This is a genomic window from Candidatus Hydrogenedentota bacterium, assembly GCA_012523015.1.
Lineage (GTDB): Bacteria > Hydrogenedentota > Hydrogenedentia > Hydrogenedentales > CAITNO01 > JAAYBJ01.
In genome coordinates this window covers 1-19,626 of the sequence record JAAYJI010000060.1, presented here as the reverse complement: position 1 = coordinate 19,626, position 19,626 = coordinate 1, and the positions used below count along the sequence as shown (strand labels likewise).

17 protein-coding genes, 1 tRNA gene and 1 pseudogene are annotated in these 19,626 nt (G+C 49.6%); 6 read left to right on the top strand and 13 right to left on the bottom strand.

Annotated elements, in window-relative coordinates:
• From der to rsmD, 5 genes are all read right to left on the bottom strand, one after another.
• A partial coding sequence (gene der / locus GX117_02625; protein ID NLO32241.1) for a ribosome biogenesis GTPase Der occupies nt 1–937 on the bottom strand: 937 nt, incomplete at its 3' end.
• Between the two features lie 2 nt (nt 938–939).
• Nucleotides 940–1,491, bottom strand: coding sequence for a CDP-alcohol phosphatidyltransferase family protein (locus tag GX117_02620; protein ID NLO32240.1), 552 nt, complete (start codon nt 1,489–1,491; stop codon nt 940–942).
• Between the two features lie 167 nt (nt 1,492–1,658).
• Entirely contained in the window at nt 1,659–2,039 is a 381-nt protein-coding gene (locus GX117_02615; GenBank protein ID NLO32239.1) for a response regulator, read from the bottom strand.
• Between the two features lie 16 nt (nt 2,040–2,055).
• Nucleotides 2,056–2,565 (bottom strand): transcriptional repressor NrdR, encoded by a 510-nt coding sequence (gene nrdR / locus GX117_02610; GenBank protein ID NLO32238.1) that lies wholly within the window; start codon nt 2,563–2,565, stop codon nt 2,056–2,058.
• A 132-nt stretch (nt 2,566–2,697) separates the two neighbouring features.
• Nucleotides 2,698–3,234 (bottom strand): 16S rRNA (guanine(966)-N(2))-methyltransferase RsmD, encoded by a 537-nt coding sequence (gene rsmD, locus GX117_02605; GenBank protein NLO32237.1) that lies wholly within the window; start codon nt 3,232–3,234, stop codon nt 2,698–2,700.
• A 332-nt stretch (nt 3,235–3,566) separates the two neighbouring features.
• Here rsmD and GX117_02600 point away from each other — a divergent pair, with 332 nt between their 5' ends.
• From GX117_02600 to GX117_02580, 5 genes and pseudogenes are all read left to right on the top strand, one after another.
• Nucleotides 3,567–4,046, top strand: coding sequence for a GatB/YqeY domain-containing protein (locus GX117_02600; protein NLO32236.1), 480 nt, complete (start codon nt 3,567–3,569; stop codon nt 4,044–4,046).
• 185 nt (nt 4,047–4,231) lie between these two features.
• Nucleotides 4,232–5,506, top strand: a pseudogene (locus GX117_02595) (glucose-1-phosphate adenylyltransferase).
• A gap of 94 nt (nt 5,507–5,600) precedes the next feature.
• Nucleotides 5,601–5,753 (top strand): hypothetical protein, encoded by a 153-nt coding sequence (locus tag GX117_02590; GenBank protein ID NLO32235.1) that lies wholly within the window; start codon nt 5,601–5,603, stop codon nt 5,751–5,753.
• A gap of 20 nt (nt 5,754–5,773) precedes the next feature.
• Nucleotides 5,774–6,544 carry a peptidylprolyl isomerase gene (locus GX117_02585; GenBank protein NLO32234.1) on the top strand — a complete coding sequence of 257 codons (771 nt, stop codon included), beginning with the start codon at nt 5,774–5,776 and terminating at the stop codon, nt 6,542–6,544.
• A 205-nt stretch (nt 6,545–6,749) separates the two neighbouring features.
• On the top strand, nt 6,750–7,517 hold the full coding sequence (locus GX117_02580; GenBank protein ID NLO32233.1) for a trypsin-like peptidase domain-containing protein: 768 nt from the start codon (nt 6,750–6,752) through the stop codon (nt 7,515–7,517).
• A 107-nt stretch (nt 7,518–7,624) separates the two neighbouring features.
• Here GX117_02580 and rpiB read toward each other — a convergent pair whose 3' ends face one another.
• The 8 genes from rpiB to GX117_02540 all read right to left on the bottom strand — a co-directional run bounded on the left by rpiB (nt 7,625) and on the right by GX117_02540 (nt 18,042).
• Nucleotides 7,625–8,068: a ribose 5-phosphate isomerase B gene (gene rpiB / locus GX117_02575; protein NLO32232.1), complete on the bottom strand. Its 444-nt coding sequence runs from the start codon at nt 8,066–8,068 to the stop codon at nt 7,625–7,627.
• 27 nt (nt 8,069–8,095) lie between these two features.
• Nucleotides 8,096–8,707, bottom strand: coding sequence for a threonylcarbamoyl-AMP synthase (locus GX117_02570; GenBank protein ID NLO32231.1), 612 nt, complete (start codon nt 8,705–8,707; stop codon nt 8,096–8,098).
• Complete coding sequence (gene rdgB, locus GX117_02565) at nt 8,704–9,300, bottom strand: RdgB/HAM1 family non-canonical purine NTP pyrophosphatase (protein ID NLO32230.1); 597 nt, start codon at nt 9,298–9,300, stop codon at nt 8,704–8,706. The genes GX117_02570 and rdgB overlap by 4 nt, the downstream gene beginning before the upstream one ends.
• Nucleotides 9,290–10,027, bottom strand: coding sequence for a ribonuclease PH (gene rph / locus GX117_02560; GenBank protein NLO32229.1), 738 nt, complete (start codon nt 10,025–10,027; stop codon nt 9,290–9,292). The genes rdgB and rph overlap by 11 nt, the downstream gene beginning before the upstream one ends.
• A gap of 16 nt (nt 10,028–10,043) precedes the next feature.
• On the bottom strand, nt 10,044–11,510 hold the full coding sequence (locus GX117_02555; GenBank protein NLO32228.1) for a S41 family peptidase: 1,467 nt from the start codon (nt 11,508–11,510) through the stop codon (nt 10,044–10,046).
• Between the two features lie 623 nt (nt 11,511–12,133).
• Nucleotides 12,134–15,946, bottom strand: coding sequence for a hypothetical protein (locus GX117_02550; protein NLO32227.1), 3,813 nt, complete (start codon nt 15,944–15,946; stop codon nt 12,134–12,136).
• A 323-nt stretch (nt 15,947–16,269) separates the two neighbouring features.
• Nucleotides 16,270–16,359 (bottom strand) — tRNA-Ser (locus GX117_02545).
• A 39-nt stretch (nt 16,360–16,398) separates the two neighbouring features.
• Nucleotides 16,399–18,042, bottom strand: a complete 1,644-nt coding sequence (locus GX117_02540) for a hypothetical protein (GenBank protein NLO32226.1) — start codon at nt 18,040–18,042, stop codon at nt 16,399–16,401.
• Between the two features lie 836 nt (nt 18,043–18,878).
• On the opposite strand from GX117_02540, the gene GX117_02535 reads away from it, so the two are divergent.
• Nucleotides 18,879–19,626, top strand: a 748-nt coding sequence (locus tag GX117_02535) for a hypothetical protein (GenBank protein NLO32225.1), incomplete at its 3' end; no start/stop codon positions are given.

Here is a 19,626-nt window from a genome sequence, read left to right as displayed (position 1 = left end):
ATGCGGTACCTTGTTCAAGGGCATAGCCAATAATGCGTTTGTCCTGCTCGGCATTGCCTTCGGTTGCCTCCAGCATAATGAGACACTCATCTGCGCGGCGCATGGCGCGCAGGGATCGGGCAACGCTGAAGTGTTCAACAGGCCGGCGTATGGTCGCGCGTCGGCGCAGTCCCGCCGTATCAATCAAGATATAGTCTTTCCCTTGCCACGAAAAGCGTATGTCAATGGCGTCTCGCGTGGTTCCGGGGATATCGGAAACGATGGTTCGTTCCTGATTGAGCAAGGCATTAATAAACGAGGATTTCCCCACATTCGGTCTGCCCACTACAGCGACCTTGATTGTTTCAGACCCATCTTCCTTCGCCTCTTCATCGGCGTCTTCACCCTCCACCGCTTCATCGGGCAGCTCTTCCGCCTCGGGCAACGCCTGCACAACAGCGCGCATCAAATCGTCGACCCCCACATTATGGCCCGACGATATAGGCAGCGGCTCGCCCAATCCCAAAGCATAATACTCATATTGATTTAGTGTGAGCGCCGGATTATCCAGCTTATTGATGGCGAGGACAACGGGCTTTTGCATACGCTGCACAGACTCGCAGATAAAATGATCAACCCGTGTTATTTCTTCTTGTCCATCCACTACAAAAAGAATGACGGCAGCTTCTTCCAGCGCTTGTTGCACTTGTTCCTGCATTTTACGCGTGATCTCGTCTAGAGGCTGTTCTACAATACCTCCGGTATCAACAACACGAAAAGCCCTGCCGTGCCATTCTGCGTTTTCAATAAAGCGGTCTCGCGTGATTCCTTCCACGCCGTGCACAATGGCACGCTGTTTGCCGATAATACGGTTAAACAAAGTGGATTTCCCCACGTTGGGCCGTCCAATAATGGCAATGAGCGGCAGTCGGCGCTTTGAAGATCGTGCAGCTTTCATCTTTAATTACTTCTACGGTTCATCGTTTGTTGATACCCTGCAAAGAAATAGTCAACAGCTGACCAGAGCGCGGCGCATAGGGCACCGGCAAGGATTGCGGGCGTCAGAAAATTACCCAGTAATACGGAGATAATGAGCGCCATTTGGAGGATTGTGCTTATCTTACCGGAAAGTTTCGGTTTGACCTTAAACGGTCCATAGCGTTCATTAATCAGAAAAGCGCCCAAGACAATATAGATATCGCGGGCAAGAAAAACAGGCGGCACCCACAGGGGCAAGCCCGGATCAAAGGCACTGTTGGAGGCGACAAAAATGAAACTCAGATTGATGAGTAATTTATCGGCCAAAGGATCAAGCCGTTTCCCCAACCGAGATTCTTGTCCAAAATAACGGGCAATGTTGCCGTCGGCAATATCGGAAAGGGCGGCAAGCACATAGAGGACAAAGGCGATATGTCTATAATATTCGCGGTTCGGGGCATAGCCAAGCACGCACCCGAGAAATACGGGCATGAGTACCAGCCTTGAGATGGTAATACGATTGGCAATGGTCACGCGCCTGTCTTCCTGTTCCGAGTAGTCCGATTAGATCTCTATGCCGCTGTCTCGTTAATCGATTTGTAACAACGCCGCCGCCATCCACAAACTCTTATTGTACAAGCCCAAGCTATGTACACACCAGTGTACACGAAGCGCTGCATTTATTTTCGCTTAATCCCGCCTTAAAAATCGTCGTCTTTGGGAAGGTAGCGGCGGATTTGTGCGAGCAGTTCTTTGGTTAGAAAGGGTTTTTTGATCAGTTCGACGGCGCCAACACGGAAGCTTTGCGCTCTTGCCTCGGGGCTGTGCGCCGAGGACAAAAACAACACGGGGATGTGTTGGGTCAAGGGATTGGCTTTGATTTGTTCACAGACCTCGTAGCCGCTCATCATAGGCATCATGATATCCAACAGGACAAGGTCGGGCTTCTCCGTGCTGCAAATATCCAAGGCCGAAATACCGTCATAAGCGGAAAGGACTTGGAAGTTTTCTGCTTTTAATGTTGTCTCTAAAAACTCAACAACATCGGGTTCATCATCCACTATCAAAATAGTGATGGCCATGGCTTTTCTCCTTTGTTTATTGCTCTCGCCGAATCACTGGACGACCCGTTTTCCCGGTACCACGTGTTTTACCGGAACGAGGCATCATCCCCTGCAACTCCGACATAAATTCGCTTACATCGCGAAACTCACGATAGACAGACGCAAAGCGTACGTACGCCACTTCATCAAGCTGTCTGAGCCGATTGACGACTGCTTCGCCCAAGAGCTCCGTCGATACTTCACGTTCGCCGCCGTTAAAAAGCTCCCGTTCAATGTCGTTAATTAGGGCGTCCACCTGTTCAACACTGACAGCGCGCTTTTGAACAGCCTTCATAATGCCCGCTTTTAATTTCCAGCGGTCGAAATTCTCTCTGCGCCCGTCCTTTTTCACGACCATTTGCGCCACTTCTTCGATACGTTCATAGGTCGTAAAGCGGCGTGCACAGTGGATACATTCACGACGACGACGGGTTGCTTCACCATCTTTCGATACACGTGAATCAACTACTTTGCTGTCCTCAAAAGAGCAAAAGGGACACCGCATATTTTGGTCTTCCTTATCATGTAGCCATGACCGGCGCTTACATGGGTTGCACCTTCGTTCAACTTCTTTCACACGCAACAATATGTTGTATGCAATACTGTAAGCATAGGATACCAAATACTATATCCTGTGTCAAGCAAAAAAAGAAAGACAACTTTCTCCATAGATACGCTGATCAACACGTCGATAGCACGCTGCCTGCTCCGGCAAGGGATCACGGCGTCCGCTTTCTATAATGATCCTGCCGTCGGGAAGCAATAAGTTCCGTTCTGCAATCGCTTCCAGCAAGCGTTCCTGTTGATCATCGGCATAGGGCGGATCTGCAAAGATGATGGAAAAAGGCGGCATGGAACGGGGAAGCCCGTCAGGTAAATGGGCTTGAATCACCATGGCTTGTATGGCGACATCGCACTTTTCCAAATTTCTCCGCACCAACTTCAAGGCTTCCGGCGCATTATCGATGAAGGTCGCGTGAGCGGCGCCACGGCTCAAGGCTTCAATACCGCAAGCACCGACACCGCTATATAAATCCAAAAAATGGGTGTCTATAACCCGGACGCCCAAAATATTAAATAAGTTCTCTCGGACACGGTCGGAAGTAGGGCGTATCAATTTATTTTGCGGCGTCAATAGACGCCTTCCTTTTAAGGAGCCGGCAACAATACGCATGGTTCAATTCCTTTAAAGTGGAGAAGCTTAGACTGCTGTGGGGGTTAAGAAAAAAATCTATTGTCAAGCTGGTTCTGTATCTTCGTAACGAAACATAAGTTTAAGGGTTGATCGTCGCTTATAGTATATCGAATTCTAGGCCAAAGCCTTCTTCTCCAAGGGCGTTATCACAAGGGCGGACTCATAAAAAAGCGGAATCGTTGAAACGATTGTTCAATGTTGGGCTGCCCTCGGCAAGGCTGAATGTATCAAGTCCGCAATAATCCCACTCCCTGTTTTGAAAGTTGCAGGCATTGATATACAATACAGTTGATAATTAAACAGGATATCCAATGCGGAGAATTGGAGTGATGAGCATTTACGAGCAAATCCAAGCCCATATACAAAGGGCGATGAAAAGCCGGGATAACACACGTCTGAACACCTTGCGGCTGGCAAAAGGCGCCATCGTGCTCAAAGAAAAGGAAAAGGGAAGGACCGAAGCCATCACTGATCAAGAAATTGTCGGTGTGCTGCGTTCCGAAATACGACAGCGCAAGCAAGGTATTGAGACCTATGACGAGCTGGGCAAAACAGAGGAAGTACATGCCCTTCAAGCAGAGATTGCGGTCTTGGAAGAATTTTTACCGGATCAATTATCCGCTGCTGAAATAGAATCCCGTATACGAAGTTACTTGTCGGATCATCCGGAAATAAACCATGCAGGCAGACTGACCGGCGCATTAAAAAAAGAACTGGGAGACGCTGTGGACGGATCCGAATTGCACGCGCTGTGCAGCCGTATCCTCGCAGAAGAGTCACAAACCACTTAAGATAAAAAGCCGTTGGGCGCATACTTTCCGAAGGGGAAGGATGCGCATTGGATAGAGATGGATATACGTATCTGTAACGTGTGAGATACCCTTGAGGAAATCCGGCGTTCCAGTATAGGGGAATTAAAAAGTGCCGGGGAGATTTGTTCATGACCAAAAACAAGGTGTCGTTCAGCCGTGATATCATGAAAACCGTCTGTGCCATTGTGTTGGGCGGCGGTCGAGGAACCCGCTTGTATCCTTTAACCAAGGTGAGAGCGAAACCGGCGGTACCTTTGTGCGGGCGATATCGCCTTGTAGACATTCCTCTGAGCAACTGCATTAACTCCGGTCTCAATCGGGTCAGCGTGTTGACCCAATTCAACAGCCACTCCCTGAACAGACACATTAACAACGCCTACAAATTCGATGATTTTAGCAAAGGTTTTGTTGAAGTGCTGGCGGCAGAACAGACCAACGAAACAGGCGATTGGTTCCAAGGCACGGCGGACGCTGTGCGCAAACACCTGAGCCACATTCGCCGTCACAATGCCTCTCATTTCCTCATTCTCTCCGGCGATCAACTGTATCGCATGGATTACCGAAGTCTGGTGCAGACCCATCTCGATAAAGATGCCGATATCACGGTGGCGGCATTGCCCGTAACGCGCGAGGCGGCCAGCGGCTTCGGCATTTTAAAAGTGAACAACCATAGCGCGATAAAACGTTTTGTCGAAAAACCTTCCGAAGAAAAAGTCTTGGATTCCTTGATCACGTCCAAGAAAGTCTTTAACGATTTCGGATTGGATGCTGACGGAAAAGATTATCTCGCCTCCATGGGCATTTATGTTTTTAAGGCGGAAGTCTTAGAACGCCTCTTGACCCAAACACCGGAATGGGTAGATTTTGGTAAGGAAGTATTGCCCAACGCCCTCAAAACCCATCGCGTCTTTGCACACATGTTCTACGGATTCTGGGAAGATATCGGAACCGTGGATTCTTATTTCAATGTGAGCATGGCAATGACCACTTCCAATCCACCCTTCGAATTCCACGATCCCAACAATATGATTTACACCCATACGCGCATGCTGCCCGGCGTCCGCATCATAGACGCCTCCATCAAAAATGCCATCGTATGCAGCGGCTCCCGAATCCATCGAGCAACCATCACCAATTCCATCATTGGCATTCGGAGCATTGTGCAAACCGGCGCGGTCATAGAACGATCCGTCATTTTGGGCGCGGACTACTTTGAACAAGCAGACAGCAGCGCAGACCCCGTCATAGGTATCGGCAAGAATACCCAAATTTCACGGGCGATTATCGACCACAAGGCGCGTATCGACAACAACGTTGTCATCAAAGGCACGAAACGTCTGAAAGCCCAAGACGGCGACGGCTAGGCAATCCGCGACGGTCTGGTGATTGTTCTGAAAGATGCGGTCATTCCTCATGGATCGAAAATCGGCGATGTCTAAGCCTTAAAAAGTGCTCAGGTTGTCTCTGCGTGAAAGGTATGTTAAAATTGATCTTCCTTTCACAAAAACCAACAAACAACCGGAGAAAATTAAAATGCAAACCTCATTAATTATTGAATCGAATGGTTCGGGTAAAGAAAAACTTGAAGCGCTGCTGCGCGAAGGCTATACGGTGGTTTCCATCACCGCCAATCATGGCAGAAGCTACAATGATTTTTTGATTATTCTTGAGAAAAAGGAAAACTAACCGAAGGAGTGAAAAAACATATGCGTTTCAGTAAGATTGTCTGGACAGCCGCGGCTCTCTGCATCGCCCTTATCGTTACCTTAGCAATCACGGGAATTCCCGGACGGGTAACGCCGTCAGACCGTGTGGCACGGGCCGATGTAAAAGAACGATTGGAACAAATCGAAGAAAAACAAGCCGAAGTGAAGGAAGTCGTCGAAGAAGCCGCATCGACCGAAAAAGAAAATACTACAACCCCAACAGCAAAGGAAGAAAAACCTGTGTTACCAAAAGATGCCCCCGATAGTTTCAAAGTAAAATTTGAATGTTCAAATGGTGAGTTCGTCGTGGAATGCCACAAAGAGTGGGCTCCTCTCGGCGTGCAACGATTCTATGAACTCGTCAACAGCGGATACTATAACGATTCCTCGTTTTTCCGCGTAGTGCCCGGCTTCGTCGTACAATTTGGACTGGCTGGCGACCCGGCCGTAACGGCGCAATGGAAAGATAAACGGATCAAAGATGACCCCGTCACAGAAAGCAATGTGCCCGGAACCCTCAGCTTTGCCACTTCCGGCCCCAACACGCGTACGACCCAGTTATTTATCAACACGGGCAATAATGCGCGGCTTGATACCATGGGTTTTGCGCCTTTTGCAAAAGTCATCCAAGGCGAGACTGTTGTAAAGTCCGTTAATGCCGAATACGGCGAAAGACCGAACCAAGGACTGATTACAGCGCAAGGCAATGCCTATGTGGACAAGAATTTCCCCAACATCACGAAAATTGTCAGCACATCTGTAGTCCAATAAGACCTGAATCTAGCTTTATACCCGTCGTTCTCCGCAGCCCGTACCTACTCTTCGGTTGCGGAGAACGACTTTTTTATCAAGGGAACTACCGGCTTAGGCTTGCCGCGAAGAATCTAAGGCTATGCAGTGGATTTACGGTTCACTCTTACGTTATGATTTGATCGGTAGAGGGGAGAAGTTTCAAACCCCATCCGGAGATGCTGTTATGAAGCGATCTATGTTGAAAATGACACTGCTGTTTTCCTTACTTATGGTTCTTTTTTCAGGTGCCATAAGCGCCGCCGATGAGTTGGCAGCACAAGGAAGATCCGTATTTGAATCACAAAAAAATGCCGTGGTTACCATGCGCATTGTTATCGCCATGTCTTTTGGGTCCCGTGAGACGGAAAATGAACAGGAAGCAAATGCAACCATTATCAGCCCCGACGGGCTGTCCGTACTTGCCCTGTCCGCTGTCGACCCCTTACAAATGGCGGCAGACCTTCGCATTGCCGATGATGAAATGACTTCGCGAATCTCTTCGCTCAGAATGATTTTCCCGGACGGAAGTGAAAAGCCCGCGGAACTGGTCTTGCGCGACAAAGATTTAGATCTTGCGTTTGTGCGGCTAAGCGAAAAACCGGAAGAACCCCTTCCCTACGTGAATATCGATCAAGCAGGGCATCCCGAATTACTCGACAACGTGGTCTGCATAATGCAGTTTGGACGAGTAGCCAGACGTTCTCACGGAGCCTTTATTGAACGCGTCGAAATGGTCGTAGACAAACCCCGCCTCTTTTATGCTTTGGGCAAACATCGTGACCGCTTGGCGGTCTGCTCACCCGTCTTCACCCTTGCCAACGAATTTGTGGGCATCGGCGTCATGCGTATTGCCAGCGGCAGCACCGAGCCTTCGCCCGACAATTTTATGGTGATCATCGTACCGGCCGCAGAAATCAAAGCACTGGTAGACCAAATCCCGAACCAAGAATAAAATAGGCATTTATGCACGGGCGCCTTTGTGCTGAAGGCTCCTCTCTGCCCAAATTCCACGTGTCACTGCATCGGTGCCGATTTTTTATCGCTTCGATTTGCTCATAATCAACCGATTTTTTGGATGCGGCGGCAGTGACGTTCCCCGCCGTCAAATGGCGTAGTCAGCCACAGATCCAGCAATTCCAAGGCTTCCGTTAAACTGAGAACGCGCTTGCCAAGGCAAAGGATATTGGTATCGTTGTGCTCCCGTGATAGTTGGGTCAAGAAGGCGGTCGTACAGGCGGCGGCGCGTATCCGGGGATGGCGATTGGCGGCGATGCTCATACCGATACCGGTGCCGCAGATAAGCACGCCTTTCTCCGCCCTTCCCGACGCAATTTCACGACACACGTCATCGGCAACATCCGGATAGTCAACGGAATCAGGGCCGTTTGTACCGCAATCAATCAATGTATAGCCTAAGCCTCGAAGGTGTTCCATAATGGCGGGTTTGAATTGATCTGAATCACCCTCATATCCGGCATGGTCTGATCCAATAGCAAGGATCATTGCTGAGCTCCTTTCCGTACGCGTCACCTATCTCTCGTCATTTAGAGACATGGTCGCAATCATTTCTATTGTAATAGGACCCTCGCGCAAAACACATTGTGCATCGGGATCGTAGACTGTAGAAGGAAGAGACGGCGGCAAAACACCGCCATCCAAAACGAAATCCACTCCGGGCAAAGCTGCAGCGTCGGCATTGGTTGCCGGTCGCTGCCCTGAAATATTGGCAGAGGTAGAAGTAATAGCACTGCCAAAGACATGACACAAAGCGCGCGCAACGGCATGTCCCGGGCAGCGCAGACATATGCGACCCTGATCATCCAGCAACACGCCTGAAACCTGGGAAGAGGCGGGCAATACAAGTGATAAGGGGCCCGGCCAAAAATGACGCATACAAAGCGCTGCGTGTTCTGATAGATCGGCGCTCATGGCTCGTGCTTGTTTTTCATCAGCGACAATAAGCAGAACAGGTTGCCGGATATCCCGTTCTTTCAGTGTAAACAATTTCGCCAAAGCACTATCTGAAAAAGGATCAACCCCCAATCCATAAACCGTTTCTGTTGGATAGGCGACAATGCCCCCTGCACGAAGGATTTGCACGGCCTGTTGGATACCCTTCGAGTCAGGAGCAACCCGTTTCATGATTGTTTCTCCAACCAACGGCGCATCTTTTCAAAGGCACGCCCCCGATGACTAAGGGCATGTTTTTCAGAAGCAGTCATTTCTGCAAAAGTAATTTCATGTCCTTCGGGCACAAACAGACAGTCATAGCCAAAGCCGTTACTGCCAAATCGTTCTACTGAAATATGCCCTTCCACTTCACCTGTCTCCAAGTGAACAAGCTCACCGTCAGGCTTATAAAAAACGGCACAACACAGAAAGCGCGCTGTCCGTTCGTGCCATAAAGCCTCTTCCAAGGCGATTAAAAGTTTTTCGTTGTTGGCGTCGTCCCCTTCAAAACCGGCATAACGTGCTGACAGAATACCGGGAGCCCCGTCAAGATAATCGACTATAAGCCCCGAATCATCTGCAATGCAAGGCATATTGAATTTTTTTGCGTAATAGCGCGCCTTCAGCAAGGCATTGTCTGCAAAGGTATCCCCATTTTCTTCGGGAGCCGCAACGGCTTCTTTCTCCGCTAAGGAGACAACGGTCCATGGCAGCCCTTCTAATAATTCTGCCAGTTCACGCGCTTTGTTACAATTGGCTGATCCGATGAGAAGTTCAGCGTTCATGGGCTACCGACGCCTTTTGTATGGAAATGATTTCTTGAATACCTTGGGTTCCCAAGGCAAGCATACGGGACAATTGTTCTTGCGAAAAAGCTTTGCCTTCGGCGGTTCCTTGAATCTCAATCAAGTTTCCCGATTCGTTCATCACCAAATTCAAGTCCACGGCTGCTTTGGTATCTTCTTCGTAGCAAAGGTCAAGCATCGCTTCCTCTTCCACAATACCGACACTCACAGCGGCACACTGGCCGATGAGGGGCATTTCCTGAAGATAGCCGGACTGAACACTGTACTGAAATGCGTCATGGACAGCGATCCACGCGCCTGTAACGGATGCGCAGCGGGTACTCCCATCTGCTTGCAGCACATCACAATCCACAATGAGCATGCATTCGCCCATAGCATTGAGATCGGTCACTGCACGCAGCGAACGCCCTATGAGTCTGCTGATTTCCTGAGCCCTGCCCTGCTTCGTATGATTGCGATGGATCCGTTCATGACCCGCACCGGGAAGCATGGCATATTCCGCTGTAATCCAGCCTTTGTTTTGTCCGCGCAGCCACGGCGGCGGCTTCTCTTCGAAAGAAGCGGTACAAAGGACGCGCGTATCGCCGAAAGCCACCAGCACCGATCCCGGTGTAGTCTTGGTGAACCCACGCATAATGGTCACCGGGCGCAAAGCATTGGGATCGCGCCCGTCACTTCGCGTACCTTGTCGAGATTCTGTCTTCATAGGAGCGCCTCTCTATTTATGGTTTTTCTGAAGGCGCTTCGGTTTTGCCTCCGATCGTCCGTTTAGGATCATTTACCGTATTCGTTTCCGAAGCCGTCTGGGTCTCATGAATATCACGGTGATATTTTTGGAGGACCTCCTGCCAAGGCAGATCTTCGGCAAAGATTTCAATGGCCCGTGCCAAGGGCAAATCTTCAACGGTATCTTCCGCCGCTTCAAAGCCAAGAGTCATGCTTCCATGATTTTGGTGATGCTGTTTATCCATATCGTGTTCAAAGGATTCATACATCTGGCGCGCGAGTTCCAATTCCTGTTCGCGCGTCATTTCCACTTCCACATCAGGCAAAATGCCTTGATGATCAATGGTGACATCAGCAGGCGTGTAATACAGTGCCGTAGTCAGGCGCAGCGCAGAATTAACGGGGCGCTGCAGCGGGATAATGGTTTGAACACTCCCCTTGCCAAAGGTCTTTTGACCGAGAACAAGAGCGCGTTGATAAAATTGGAGCGCTCCCGTCACGATCTCAGCGGCACTGGCAGTCTCAGAATTGACCAGTACTATAAACGGTAAATCGGGATCTAAGATGGGCTGCTTGCTCGTGAACAAGCGCATGTCTTCTTTGCTCGGAGAACCATCCTCCCTGGCGCGGCCTCGCGTATAGGTGACCAGAGAATGGGCAGGTAAAAACAGTTCTGATACGTCTTTGGACGCTGTCAATAATCCGCCATAATTCCAACGCAGATCAAGAACCAAGGCCTTTATATCTTGACTCAAAAGTTCTTTAATATATTTTTCAAGATCTTTCGTCGACGTATCGCTAAAGGTCGATAAACGTATATAGCCCACGTCATTTTGAAGGATTTGTGCCTCTTTAATACTATCGAGAGGAATCCGCGCACGCTGTACTTTGACATCAAAGGGATCGCTCTTTTCTTCCTCGCCCGTATCGGTCACTTCCGGACGTACCAGCGTTAAGGTCACATAGGATCCGCGTTTGCCCCGAATTACGTCCGCAGCATCAGAGGTTGTCATGCCCTCGCTGCTTTTGCCGTCAATAGCAACAATGATATCGTTGGGCTTTATCCCCGCTTCAGCTGCGGGCGATCCGACCATGGGCATAAATACGGTAATATACCCGTTATCATCTTGCTTGATGGATATGCCTATGCCTTCAAATTCGCCTTTGGTCTCTTCGCGCAGCGCTTCGAGCTCTTCAGCGGATACAAAAGCGCTGTTCCGGTCGAGGGATCCAACCATACCCATAAGCGCGCCTTCTACAACTTCATTAATCTTGACATCACGCACGTATTCTTTGAGAATGATATCAATCACATCTCCGATGGGCTCGATTTCTTGATATATTTCAACTTGTTGATCTTGCGCATAAATACGCAACAGAAATCCATTGCTCAGCGCGAATACCATGACCAGACAAAAAACGAGTACGGTTAAAAAATCCCGTTTGGCGTTGCGTTTTGTCATTAACCTATCTCCAAATTATAGGGTAGTATGTTCAAATCATATTTTCAACAAAAATTATAAAAGACCGTTCAAAAAACTGTAACCAAAGGGCGGACACCCGCAACAGGATTGAAAATTCAAACTTTCTGCGACTGATAGCGCTGCTCTTGCCTCCGTCTCAATCCGAAGGGCTTATTTCCACTTAGACAGCTGCCTATTAGCCCCTAAACATTTCCACAAACCCGGAGCACGCAATAAGATTTTTTTGCGTGATGTTGCTGTACCGCTGTCATTCAGTTCCGGGCTCCTGCCGACAAGATGTTTTTGCCCATCGCGTCTCTTGCAGTTTATCAGAAAGCAGATAAAGATATCCAAGAACAGCGTTTAAATTTGTATTGCATAGGCTCAAACTCGAAATGCAACCCATTCTGAAAAAAGACTTCGACGGGAGTTCTGTAATTACGTGTTTCCTTGGTCTATTATTTAGTGCATCAACAGCCCTTAGCTAAGTGCTCATGGTGAATTGTATCAAAACGGGTATGCAGCCGGCACAATCCCCGAGGCTTGCCCTATGACAGGATCTCGGCAACACCTTGCCCGCACATTTCGACGTGACATCCGCTCTTTTTTATCCTGCCCCTGTCTTACATAGGTGTAACGGCACAGGCTGGCATATCTCTTCCCAATTGCCGTATTTGTTGGTCATTCATACCCGTGCCCTGCAGGTGAAGCCGTCGCAACGCACGCATATTCCTAAATAGGAGCGAGCTTTTCGACGTAATGTTCGGCGCATTAACAATTTCTATAGTAGAAAGTTGATAGAGTGTTTCAAAGACCTCTAAAGCATCATCGCCGATATCGGTGTTTTGAAGCTTTATAGACTCCAAGCCGCGCATCAATCCCAAGCTTTCCATGCCGGTTTTGGTGATGGACGTATCGATAAGTTCTATGGCGATTAATCCGCGCAGTTTCCCGGCATATTGCATGATCGTGTCGCTGATCTCCTGACCCTCTAAAATAAGGCTATAGAGGGTTGTATCGCCTAGATCGGAAAAGAAGTCAAACGCTTCAGGTTCCGACGAAATCTTAAGTTGGATATCCATCCGTGCCGGTATTTCCACCGAGCCTTGCGCCACATTTAAATATTGCCACGGCGCTTTGGTGTCATTCCACGTGCGGATTGCCAACAATCCCACCGGCTCGTCGGGGAAGTGCAGCACCTGCTTTTCGGGAGGGGTCATTTCTCGGATGATGGCTCCGGGTTCTTTGGAAGTAATGAACGTGTCTCTTTTAAAACCGGCGGCAATCAGTTGCTTCTCCCGATCTGTCATTTCCTGGTCGATATAGATAATGCTTACATGTTCTAAACTTTGCATCGCACGGATATTTTGTTCCGTCATATTAAATTCGGGAAGCCATAAGGTGGTTAAGCAATTGGGGGGCAGTTTGGATAGGGGCGTCAAATCATCGGCTTGATCTTTCCGAACGACTAGGCGTAACTGCGCTGATTCAGGATATTCCACAACCCCTTGCGCCTCCGCCAAAATGGGCCATTCACTGGAATCATCAGGTTGTTGACGGTGATCATAGAGCGTTCCAAAGGATCGGTCGGCGGGAAATTCCAAGTGAAGCATTTTCTCCTCGGTGCTTTTTTTCGCAGTCACAGCCGGAGCGCTTGCTTCGCTGCCTGCAGATTCGGTTAGCTTCCCCTGGACGATAAATGCGACGATACCGAGGATCGCAATTAAAACCAGGAACCCTGCCGCAACATAGACACGGCGTGAGCTACGGTTTCGCTTAACTGCAATGGAACAGGACTGGTCAGGAAACACAAAAGATACATCCCTGGGCTTGGGATAGGATTCGGGAACGCCTGAGTCAAAATCGTCATCAGCAAACAAGGCGGCAGGGATATCTGCAAAGGGATCGCCGTCAGGTGTTCTCGCAGACGGAGGACCGCCCAGCGCCTCATCAACCACAGAACGGGGCGATGGAACAGATGCGGCTTCTTGAGCGTAGTCTTGCGAGATTTGCGCGGCCTGAGACTGGGTCTGCCGCTGCGATTGCTGTTGCGCCACCTTCAGCGCCTGCAATTCTGTTTCGGTCTTTGGCGCTTGTGGGATAACACTGTCTAAAGAAAACAATTGACTGTCCACGGGCGCCTGGGCAGCGGCTAAATCGCTTGCTTCTTGCGGACTCTGCCTGACCGATGGCTGTTGTAATGCCTGTTCCGCCGCTTGTTCACGCAGCGCCTGTTGAGAATCAAGGCGCTCCTCCTCCAAGCTTTGCAGTTGTTTTTGAATCTCTTTTAATTTACGTGCCTGCGGCGTGTCTTCTGTATTGCCTTGACGCAGCACAGCATCTTCAATTTCGATCAACTCTTCTTTGAATCCATGATGAGAGGAGTGTTGTTCCAAATCTTTATGACGCAGTTCTGCCAGTTCACTTTCCAAACGCTGGATAATGGCATAACTGGATTCTTGGTCTTGCGCCGCTTTGGACGCCGCTTCTTCACGTTCCATGAGGATTTGGCGCAGCTCCCCTACTTCTTTACGAGATTGTTCTAATTCTTGGTTTTTGGCATGCTCGTTTTGACGTAATTTTTCTATTTCTTGGGTGAGCGTATTTTCAGCGTCTTGCGTTTCATCGGTTTGGGCACGCAACAATTCCAACTCGAGATGCAACTGCTCAAGTTCACGCTGCCGCTGCACATTCACAACTTCCGCCTCACGGGCTTCGTTTTCCCGTTTGGTAAGACGCTCTCTGAGGTCTTCCATCTCCGTTTGCGCCTCTGACAAGGCCTGTGTCTTCGAACTTTCATTTTCCCGTAATATAGAAAGTTCCTGTGCAAGCTCCTGTTCGGAGAGCGACGCGTGGCGCACCTGATCTTCCAAGGTTTTTAATTCTTGCTGCAAGGTCGACACGGCGGCATCATACTGCAAACTGGATTCTTCGGCAGTAGCGACTGCCTCCTGCTGCTTGGCAAGTTGCGCGCGTAATTGTTCCATTTCAACGCGGGCATCATCCAGCGATTTGGCCTTTTCAGACTCACTTTGACGCAAGTTGTTCAGTTCTTGCGCTAGCTGCTGTTCTGAAACGGCAAATGCCTTCGAGCGGTTACGAATATTTTCCAGCTCTTCACGAAGACCTTTCTCCGCTTCCTCGCTCAATTCGCTCTTTTGCATTTGTCCGAGAAGCGACTTTTCTTTGTTCTCCAAAGATTCGCGCATGCGCACCATCTCAGTACGGGTCTGCTCGAGTTCATGGGATTTTTGCGCTTCATTCGCCCTCAACAACGCCACTTCTTCCGCCAGTGCGATTTCGGAAGCGGCCGCGCTTTCCGCACGTTGAACGATTTCATTTAACTGATCATGTAAAGCGGCTTTTTCTTGTTCTGTTGCTTTGGCACGGTTTTCTGCTTCCGCCACCATTTTTTCACGATCCTGCAGCAAATCCTGCATGGATCCCAATTGGATCCGGGCCGCTTCCAGCGCTTCACTTTTCTCATGTTCGTTTTTGCGCAGCGATTCCAGTTCAGATTGAAGCGTCTCTTTCGCACGCTCCGCCACTTGTGCTTCTTCGTGGATACGCCCCATTTCCTCACGCATGCTATTGAGGGTCGTCTCATTCTCTTGGTTTTGAATCCGTGCCGCCTCCACAGCCTTTTCGCGTTCCTCTAAAGACTCATGTAATTGCGCCAGTTCCCGCCGTGCTTGTTCGAGGGCTTCGGTTTTTTGATTCCCCTGTTCTTTGAGGCGTTTCAGTTCTTCGTTTAAATGCTCTTCGGCGTGTACCGCTTTTTCGGAGCGTTGTTGTAAAGATTGGACTTCGCCCTCCAATTGCTCCACCATTTGTTCGCGCTGGGCTAGCTCATTCTCCGCCTCGGCAATTTCTGCCTCCCGCTTGACCAAGGTATTCTTCAGCGAATCCAGCTCCGTATATGCTTGCTCCAACGCTTCCGTCGTATTACGCTCTTTTTTGCGTAAGGCATTAAGTTCATCAAGCAGCCCCTTTTGTTCCTGGGAAGCTTTTTCACGCTGCTCCATGAAGGCATTCAATCGACCCTCCAACTCGCTGATGGTACTTTGCAGGGTCTCTTTATCTAAGGCGTCTGCCTGACGTTGTTTCAAAGCCCGTTTAAAAGTGCTGATCTGATCGGTTTTTTCCGTGACAAATTCCGCGAGCAGTTCCGCCTGTTCGATGTCCAACAAATCGCCGAGGCTATTGCCCGCTTCCCGTATTTCATCCAAGCGTTGTTGGAGACGGCCGCAGCCATGGAGCGCATCACTGGTTCTTCCCAAGGCGGCAAGATTTTCTACGCGCAAAAAATACAATACGGGACTGTTGGGAACAAAGGCTTTGATTTCCTCGATGACACCCAAAGACTCGGAATGCCGTTCCTGAGCGCTATGGGCCGCCGCTAATTCAATTTTCTTTTCGATATCTTGAGGGTGCATATAATACTCCTGTCGAATAGCGGATCAGTTAACGAATTCTGAACTTCGTTCTTTCCATTGAATATCTTACTGGAATTTTAGACAAAACACAATATCATTTAAATCGTTCTTCTCCGCCGCCCGGGGATCAGCTCAAAATAAGGAAGATCCAAGGCACAGCGACACGCTATAAACCTGCAAAAAGCGAGGGGGAAAACACATTTTTTTAGCGCCGCTGCTCCAAAAAAAGAAAAGGCCGATCTGATGGTATCGCAACAGATCTGCCCGGTAAATTCGCTTGGCATAGATTTCAAGCAATCCTCCATTCACTGGACTTATAAAGATGGCGGAGAGGGAGGGATTCGAACCCTCGGTACAGTTTCCCGCACAACGCCTTAGCAGGGCGCCACCTTCAGCCACTCGGTCACCTCTCCAAGGTTACGGTAAAGTGTATCACTATTGATTCCAACAGGTCAATTTTCCGTTGCCGCTTCTTCTCCGCTCACAGCGTAAATATAGCCCTTCGCTTCATAGGGTCCGCCGAAGGGGCTTGTTGCACGAACATCAACCGTATTAAAGCCTTCCTTCAACGCAGCAGGAACGGGAGCACCCCAAAGATGACGGGTGTCTTTCGCGGCGGGCATGCCTCTGCCAATAGCAAAGCGGAATTGATCCGCGATCTGGCGCGCTTTTTTATCGTCGACTTCGGTCAAACCACGCTCTTTACCAACCAGCCGCGCAAATTCCTTCTGACGATCCACCAATTCCACATAAAAGGGCGGCTTGCCGGTATACTGTTCCATGGGCGTCCATTCACCGTTGTTGAGGCGCATTTCCAGTTTGCACTTTTCTGTTCCGTTAAAGAAATTAACGACCACCTGTCCTTTATTATCACTGTCTAAACTCACCTGCCGCGGCACGTGAACATCCATCTGGTAGTCTTTTCCATGACCGGAAGCATAATAGCGGTAATCATAAGAACCGCCGTCAACCCGAAGGATGGCATAGCCTTTCGGCGTGCCGTCGCCCATCAAGGATTCGGGGATACCGACGCCGTTGGGAAATCCGCCGTACCAGGAACCGCAAACGGTGCCCTGTACGATGTGGTGGTGTTCATATTCGTTGGTCCAGCCATCATCTTCGGCATTCAAAAAGTAGTGGGCATGGCTATGGGTATGGGCAGAAAAAGAAATACAGTTGGGGAAGGGCGCGAGAGATTCATATAAAGCATCGCGATCCACCAAACGCATAATCGGGATGTGCATGGTTAAAATAACAAGGGCGTCTTTAGGAACCAAGGCGAGATAATTGCGAACAAAAGCCTGCTGCTTCTCTCCCAGTTCAGCATGATACTCCGAGGAAGGCAGCTCATAGTGAATGTTATTCAATACAAGCAAATGCACATGCCCATAAACGGCGGCGTAGTATTCGGGGCCTATCGCGTTTTGAAAGGTCTCATAGGAGTATTCATTGGAGGGCGCGTCAAAACCCGTATCGTGGTTACCGGGCACATAATGCCATTCAAGACCCGCTTGCTGCGTAGCTTGACGATACGGCTCAAACATGAGCGGCGTATTGTAAACGTTATCGCCGAGGATACATCCGAAAGCAACATCAAGACCGGTCACTTCCGGAATCATGTCGCGCACATAATAACGCACTTCATCGAGATCCCGCACTTGAGGATCTCCCAGCAACAAGATTTCAAAGGCATTCGATTCTTTCAGAGGGCGCAAGGGGAAATCTAAAGATTCGGGCAATGCTCCCGTGGGCGCGATCCCGCCATACTTGACTTCCGGCGAACCATTGGGCCGGTACAGATAATAGAATTGGCGCAGGCCCGACGCGGGATCCACGAAAGTCTCCCAACCACGGGGTTTCACCATAAACACGATACCGGGATCTTCCACATCAATAGAATAACGTCCGGCACTATCGGTGACCACAACGCTTTCACCATTAGAGATGGCAACGCCGGGAATACCGGACTCGTGGGCATCTTTCACTCGATTACCGTTTTGGTCGTGATAGACCGTACCAACCACTGTTTCTGCAACCATGGTCAGCGGCAGCAGTAAAAGCAACGCACTCAAAAGTAAATAGCTTACTCTCATCACAAAAAATATCCTTTCCATTCAAATATGATTGTTTCATCAACCCTAAAAGTCGAATACCAAGGGAGCAGATCACCATGGACGCCGATTTACGACGCCCTGCAGCACAGCAAAACAACAGCCCTGAGTCAACGACTTTTCTCAATGATACTTGGATACAGTAACGCAATAAGCCGAAAAAATCAAATGCTTTCCATTGGCGAGTTCAAGGTTGAAATGCAACCGGTCCTGTCAAGCCTCCGTTTTTTGGGCCGGTTGTTATGAGGGTTTCTCTGTTTCATGAACGCGCTCCCTCGGTGAATTCTTTTGAGATCCGATTACCCGGAGACAAATGGGAACGGCCGGCGTTTCAATGTACCTTCCCAATCATAGTCAATTGTTGTGCTTCTTTAATCTGGTGGCGGCGGAGGCGGCGCAGTCATTGATCCAAGGCGCTGCGCCAAGGCATCCGCAACACCCTAGTTCTCTCACGCTGACCCAACAATTGTAGGGCGAGATTTATCGCGCCTAAGATACATAAGAAAGAACCACCTCCGTATACGCTTAATCGTTCACTGTATTTCTTTATTTTTATGTATTAAAATACATTTAGATAAAACGAGTGGACTAAAAAGTATAATTCTTTAAAATGAGATACGTGGTGCTTCGTTGCGAAGGCGTCTTAAATAGTGTAACTATATTTTCGACTGTCTCATAGTGCCTATTGTCGAGGATACTTAATGCAAAGCATCTACCATAGGATTGACCGATTATACAGAATTTGGAAGCGCGTCTGAAGTGAATCTGTTCTGTCGCGGAAAGAATCTCGGGCGAAGCAAACACAAAGGAGGTCTGTGGTCATGGGTAAATTTCTAGTGGCGGATTGGAGTAAACAAGTCTTTGCAGCTGCGTTTCTTGCCCTGTTGTTGTTGCTGACCGGGGCGCCCGGCCATGCCGCCGTATTGCGGGTAAACGGGGCATCCGCGGCCGGCGCACCCAATGGTTCTTCATGGGCAAATGCCTTCAAAACCATTCAGAGCGCCGTGGATGCAGCCGATACAAAGGATGAGATCTGGGTGGCACAAGGTACGTATACCGGCACGACCGATTCTGTGGTGGATATGTCGGCAAAGACGCTTGTGCTCTATGGCGGTTTTGCGGGTACCGAAACAAATCGCGGCGAACGTAATTGGGAAGACAATCACACCATCATTGACGGTGAGGGAGAACGGCGCTGTGTGACTTCAAACAACGCGGGCTTCATAGACGGCTTCACCTTGCAAAATGGAAAAGACTCCTCCGGCGGCGGGATGTATGACGGCACGGCGGCCAACTGCAGCTTCACCAAAAACTCGGCCACCTGGGGCGGCGGCGGGATGTCTTGGGGCACGGCGACCAACTGTACCTTCACCAACAACTCGGCCAAGAAATTGGGCGGAGGGATGGCTTCCGGCACGGAGACCAACTGTACCTTCACCGGCAACTCGGCCGAGGACGATGGCGGCGGGATGGCTGGCGGCACGGCGACCAACTGTACCTTCACCGGCAACACGGCCGAGGACTTGGGCGGCGGCATGTCCGGCGGCACGGCGACCAACTGCATCCTCT

Bases quoted from the DNA above. Each gene is read 5' to 3' on its own strand.
- GX117_02615 (NLO32239.1), bottom strand. From the start codon at position 2,039: ATGGCCATCACTATTTTGATAGTGGATGATGAACCCGATGTTGTTGAG.
- nrdR (NLO32238.1), bottom strand. From the start codon at position 2,565: ATGCGGTGTCCCTTTTGCTCTTTTGAGGACAGCAAAGTAGTTGATTCA.
- rsmD (NLO32237.1), bottom strand. From the start codon at position 3,234: ATGCGTATTGTTGCCGGCTCCTTAAAAGGAAGGCGTCTATTGACGCCG.
- GX117_02600 (NLO32236.1), top strand. From the start codon at position 3,567: ATGCGGAGAATTGGAGTGATGAGCATTTACGAGCAAATCCAAGCCCAT.
- GX117_02590 (NLO32235.1), top strand. From the start codon at position 5,601: ATGCAAACCTCATTAATTATTGAATCGAATGGTTCGGGTAAAGAAAAA.
- GX117_02585 (NLO32234.1), top strand. From the start codon at position 5,774: ATGCGTTTCAGTAAGATTGTCTGGACAGCCGCGGCTCTCTGCATCGCC.
- GX117_02580 (NLO32233.1), top strand. From the start codon at position 6,750: ATGAAGCGATCTATGTTGAAAATGACACTGCTGTTTTCCTTACTTATG.
- rpiB (NLO32232.1), bottom strand. From the start codon at position 8,068: ATGATCCTTGCTATTGGATCAGACCATGCCGGATATGAGGGTGATTCA.
- GX117_02570 (NLO32231.1), bottom strand. From the start codon at position 8,707: ATGAAACGGGTTGCTCCTGACTCGAAGGGTATCCAACAGGCCGTGCAA.
- rdgB (NLO32230.1), bottom strand. From the start codon at position 9,300: ATGAACGCTGAACTTCTCATCGGATCAGCCAATTGTAACAAAGCGCGT.
- rph (NLO32229.1), bottom strand. From the start codon at position 10,027: ATGAAGACAGAATCTCGACAAGGTACGCGAAGTGACGGGCGCGATCCC.
- GX117_02555 (NLO32228.1), bottom strand. From the start codon at position 11,510: ATGACAAAACGCAACGCCAAACGGGATTTTTTAACCGTACTCGTTTTT.
- GX117_02550 (NLO32227.1), bottom strand. From the start codon at position 15,946: ATGCACCCTCAAGATATCGAAAAGAAAATTGAATTAGCGGCGGCCCAT.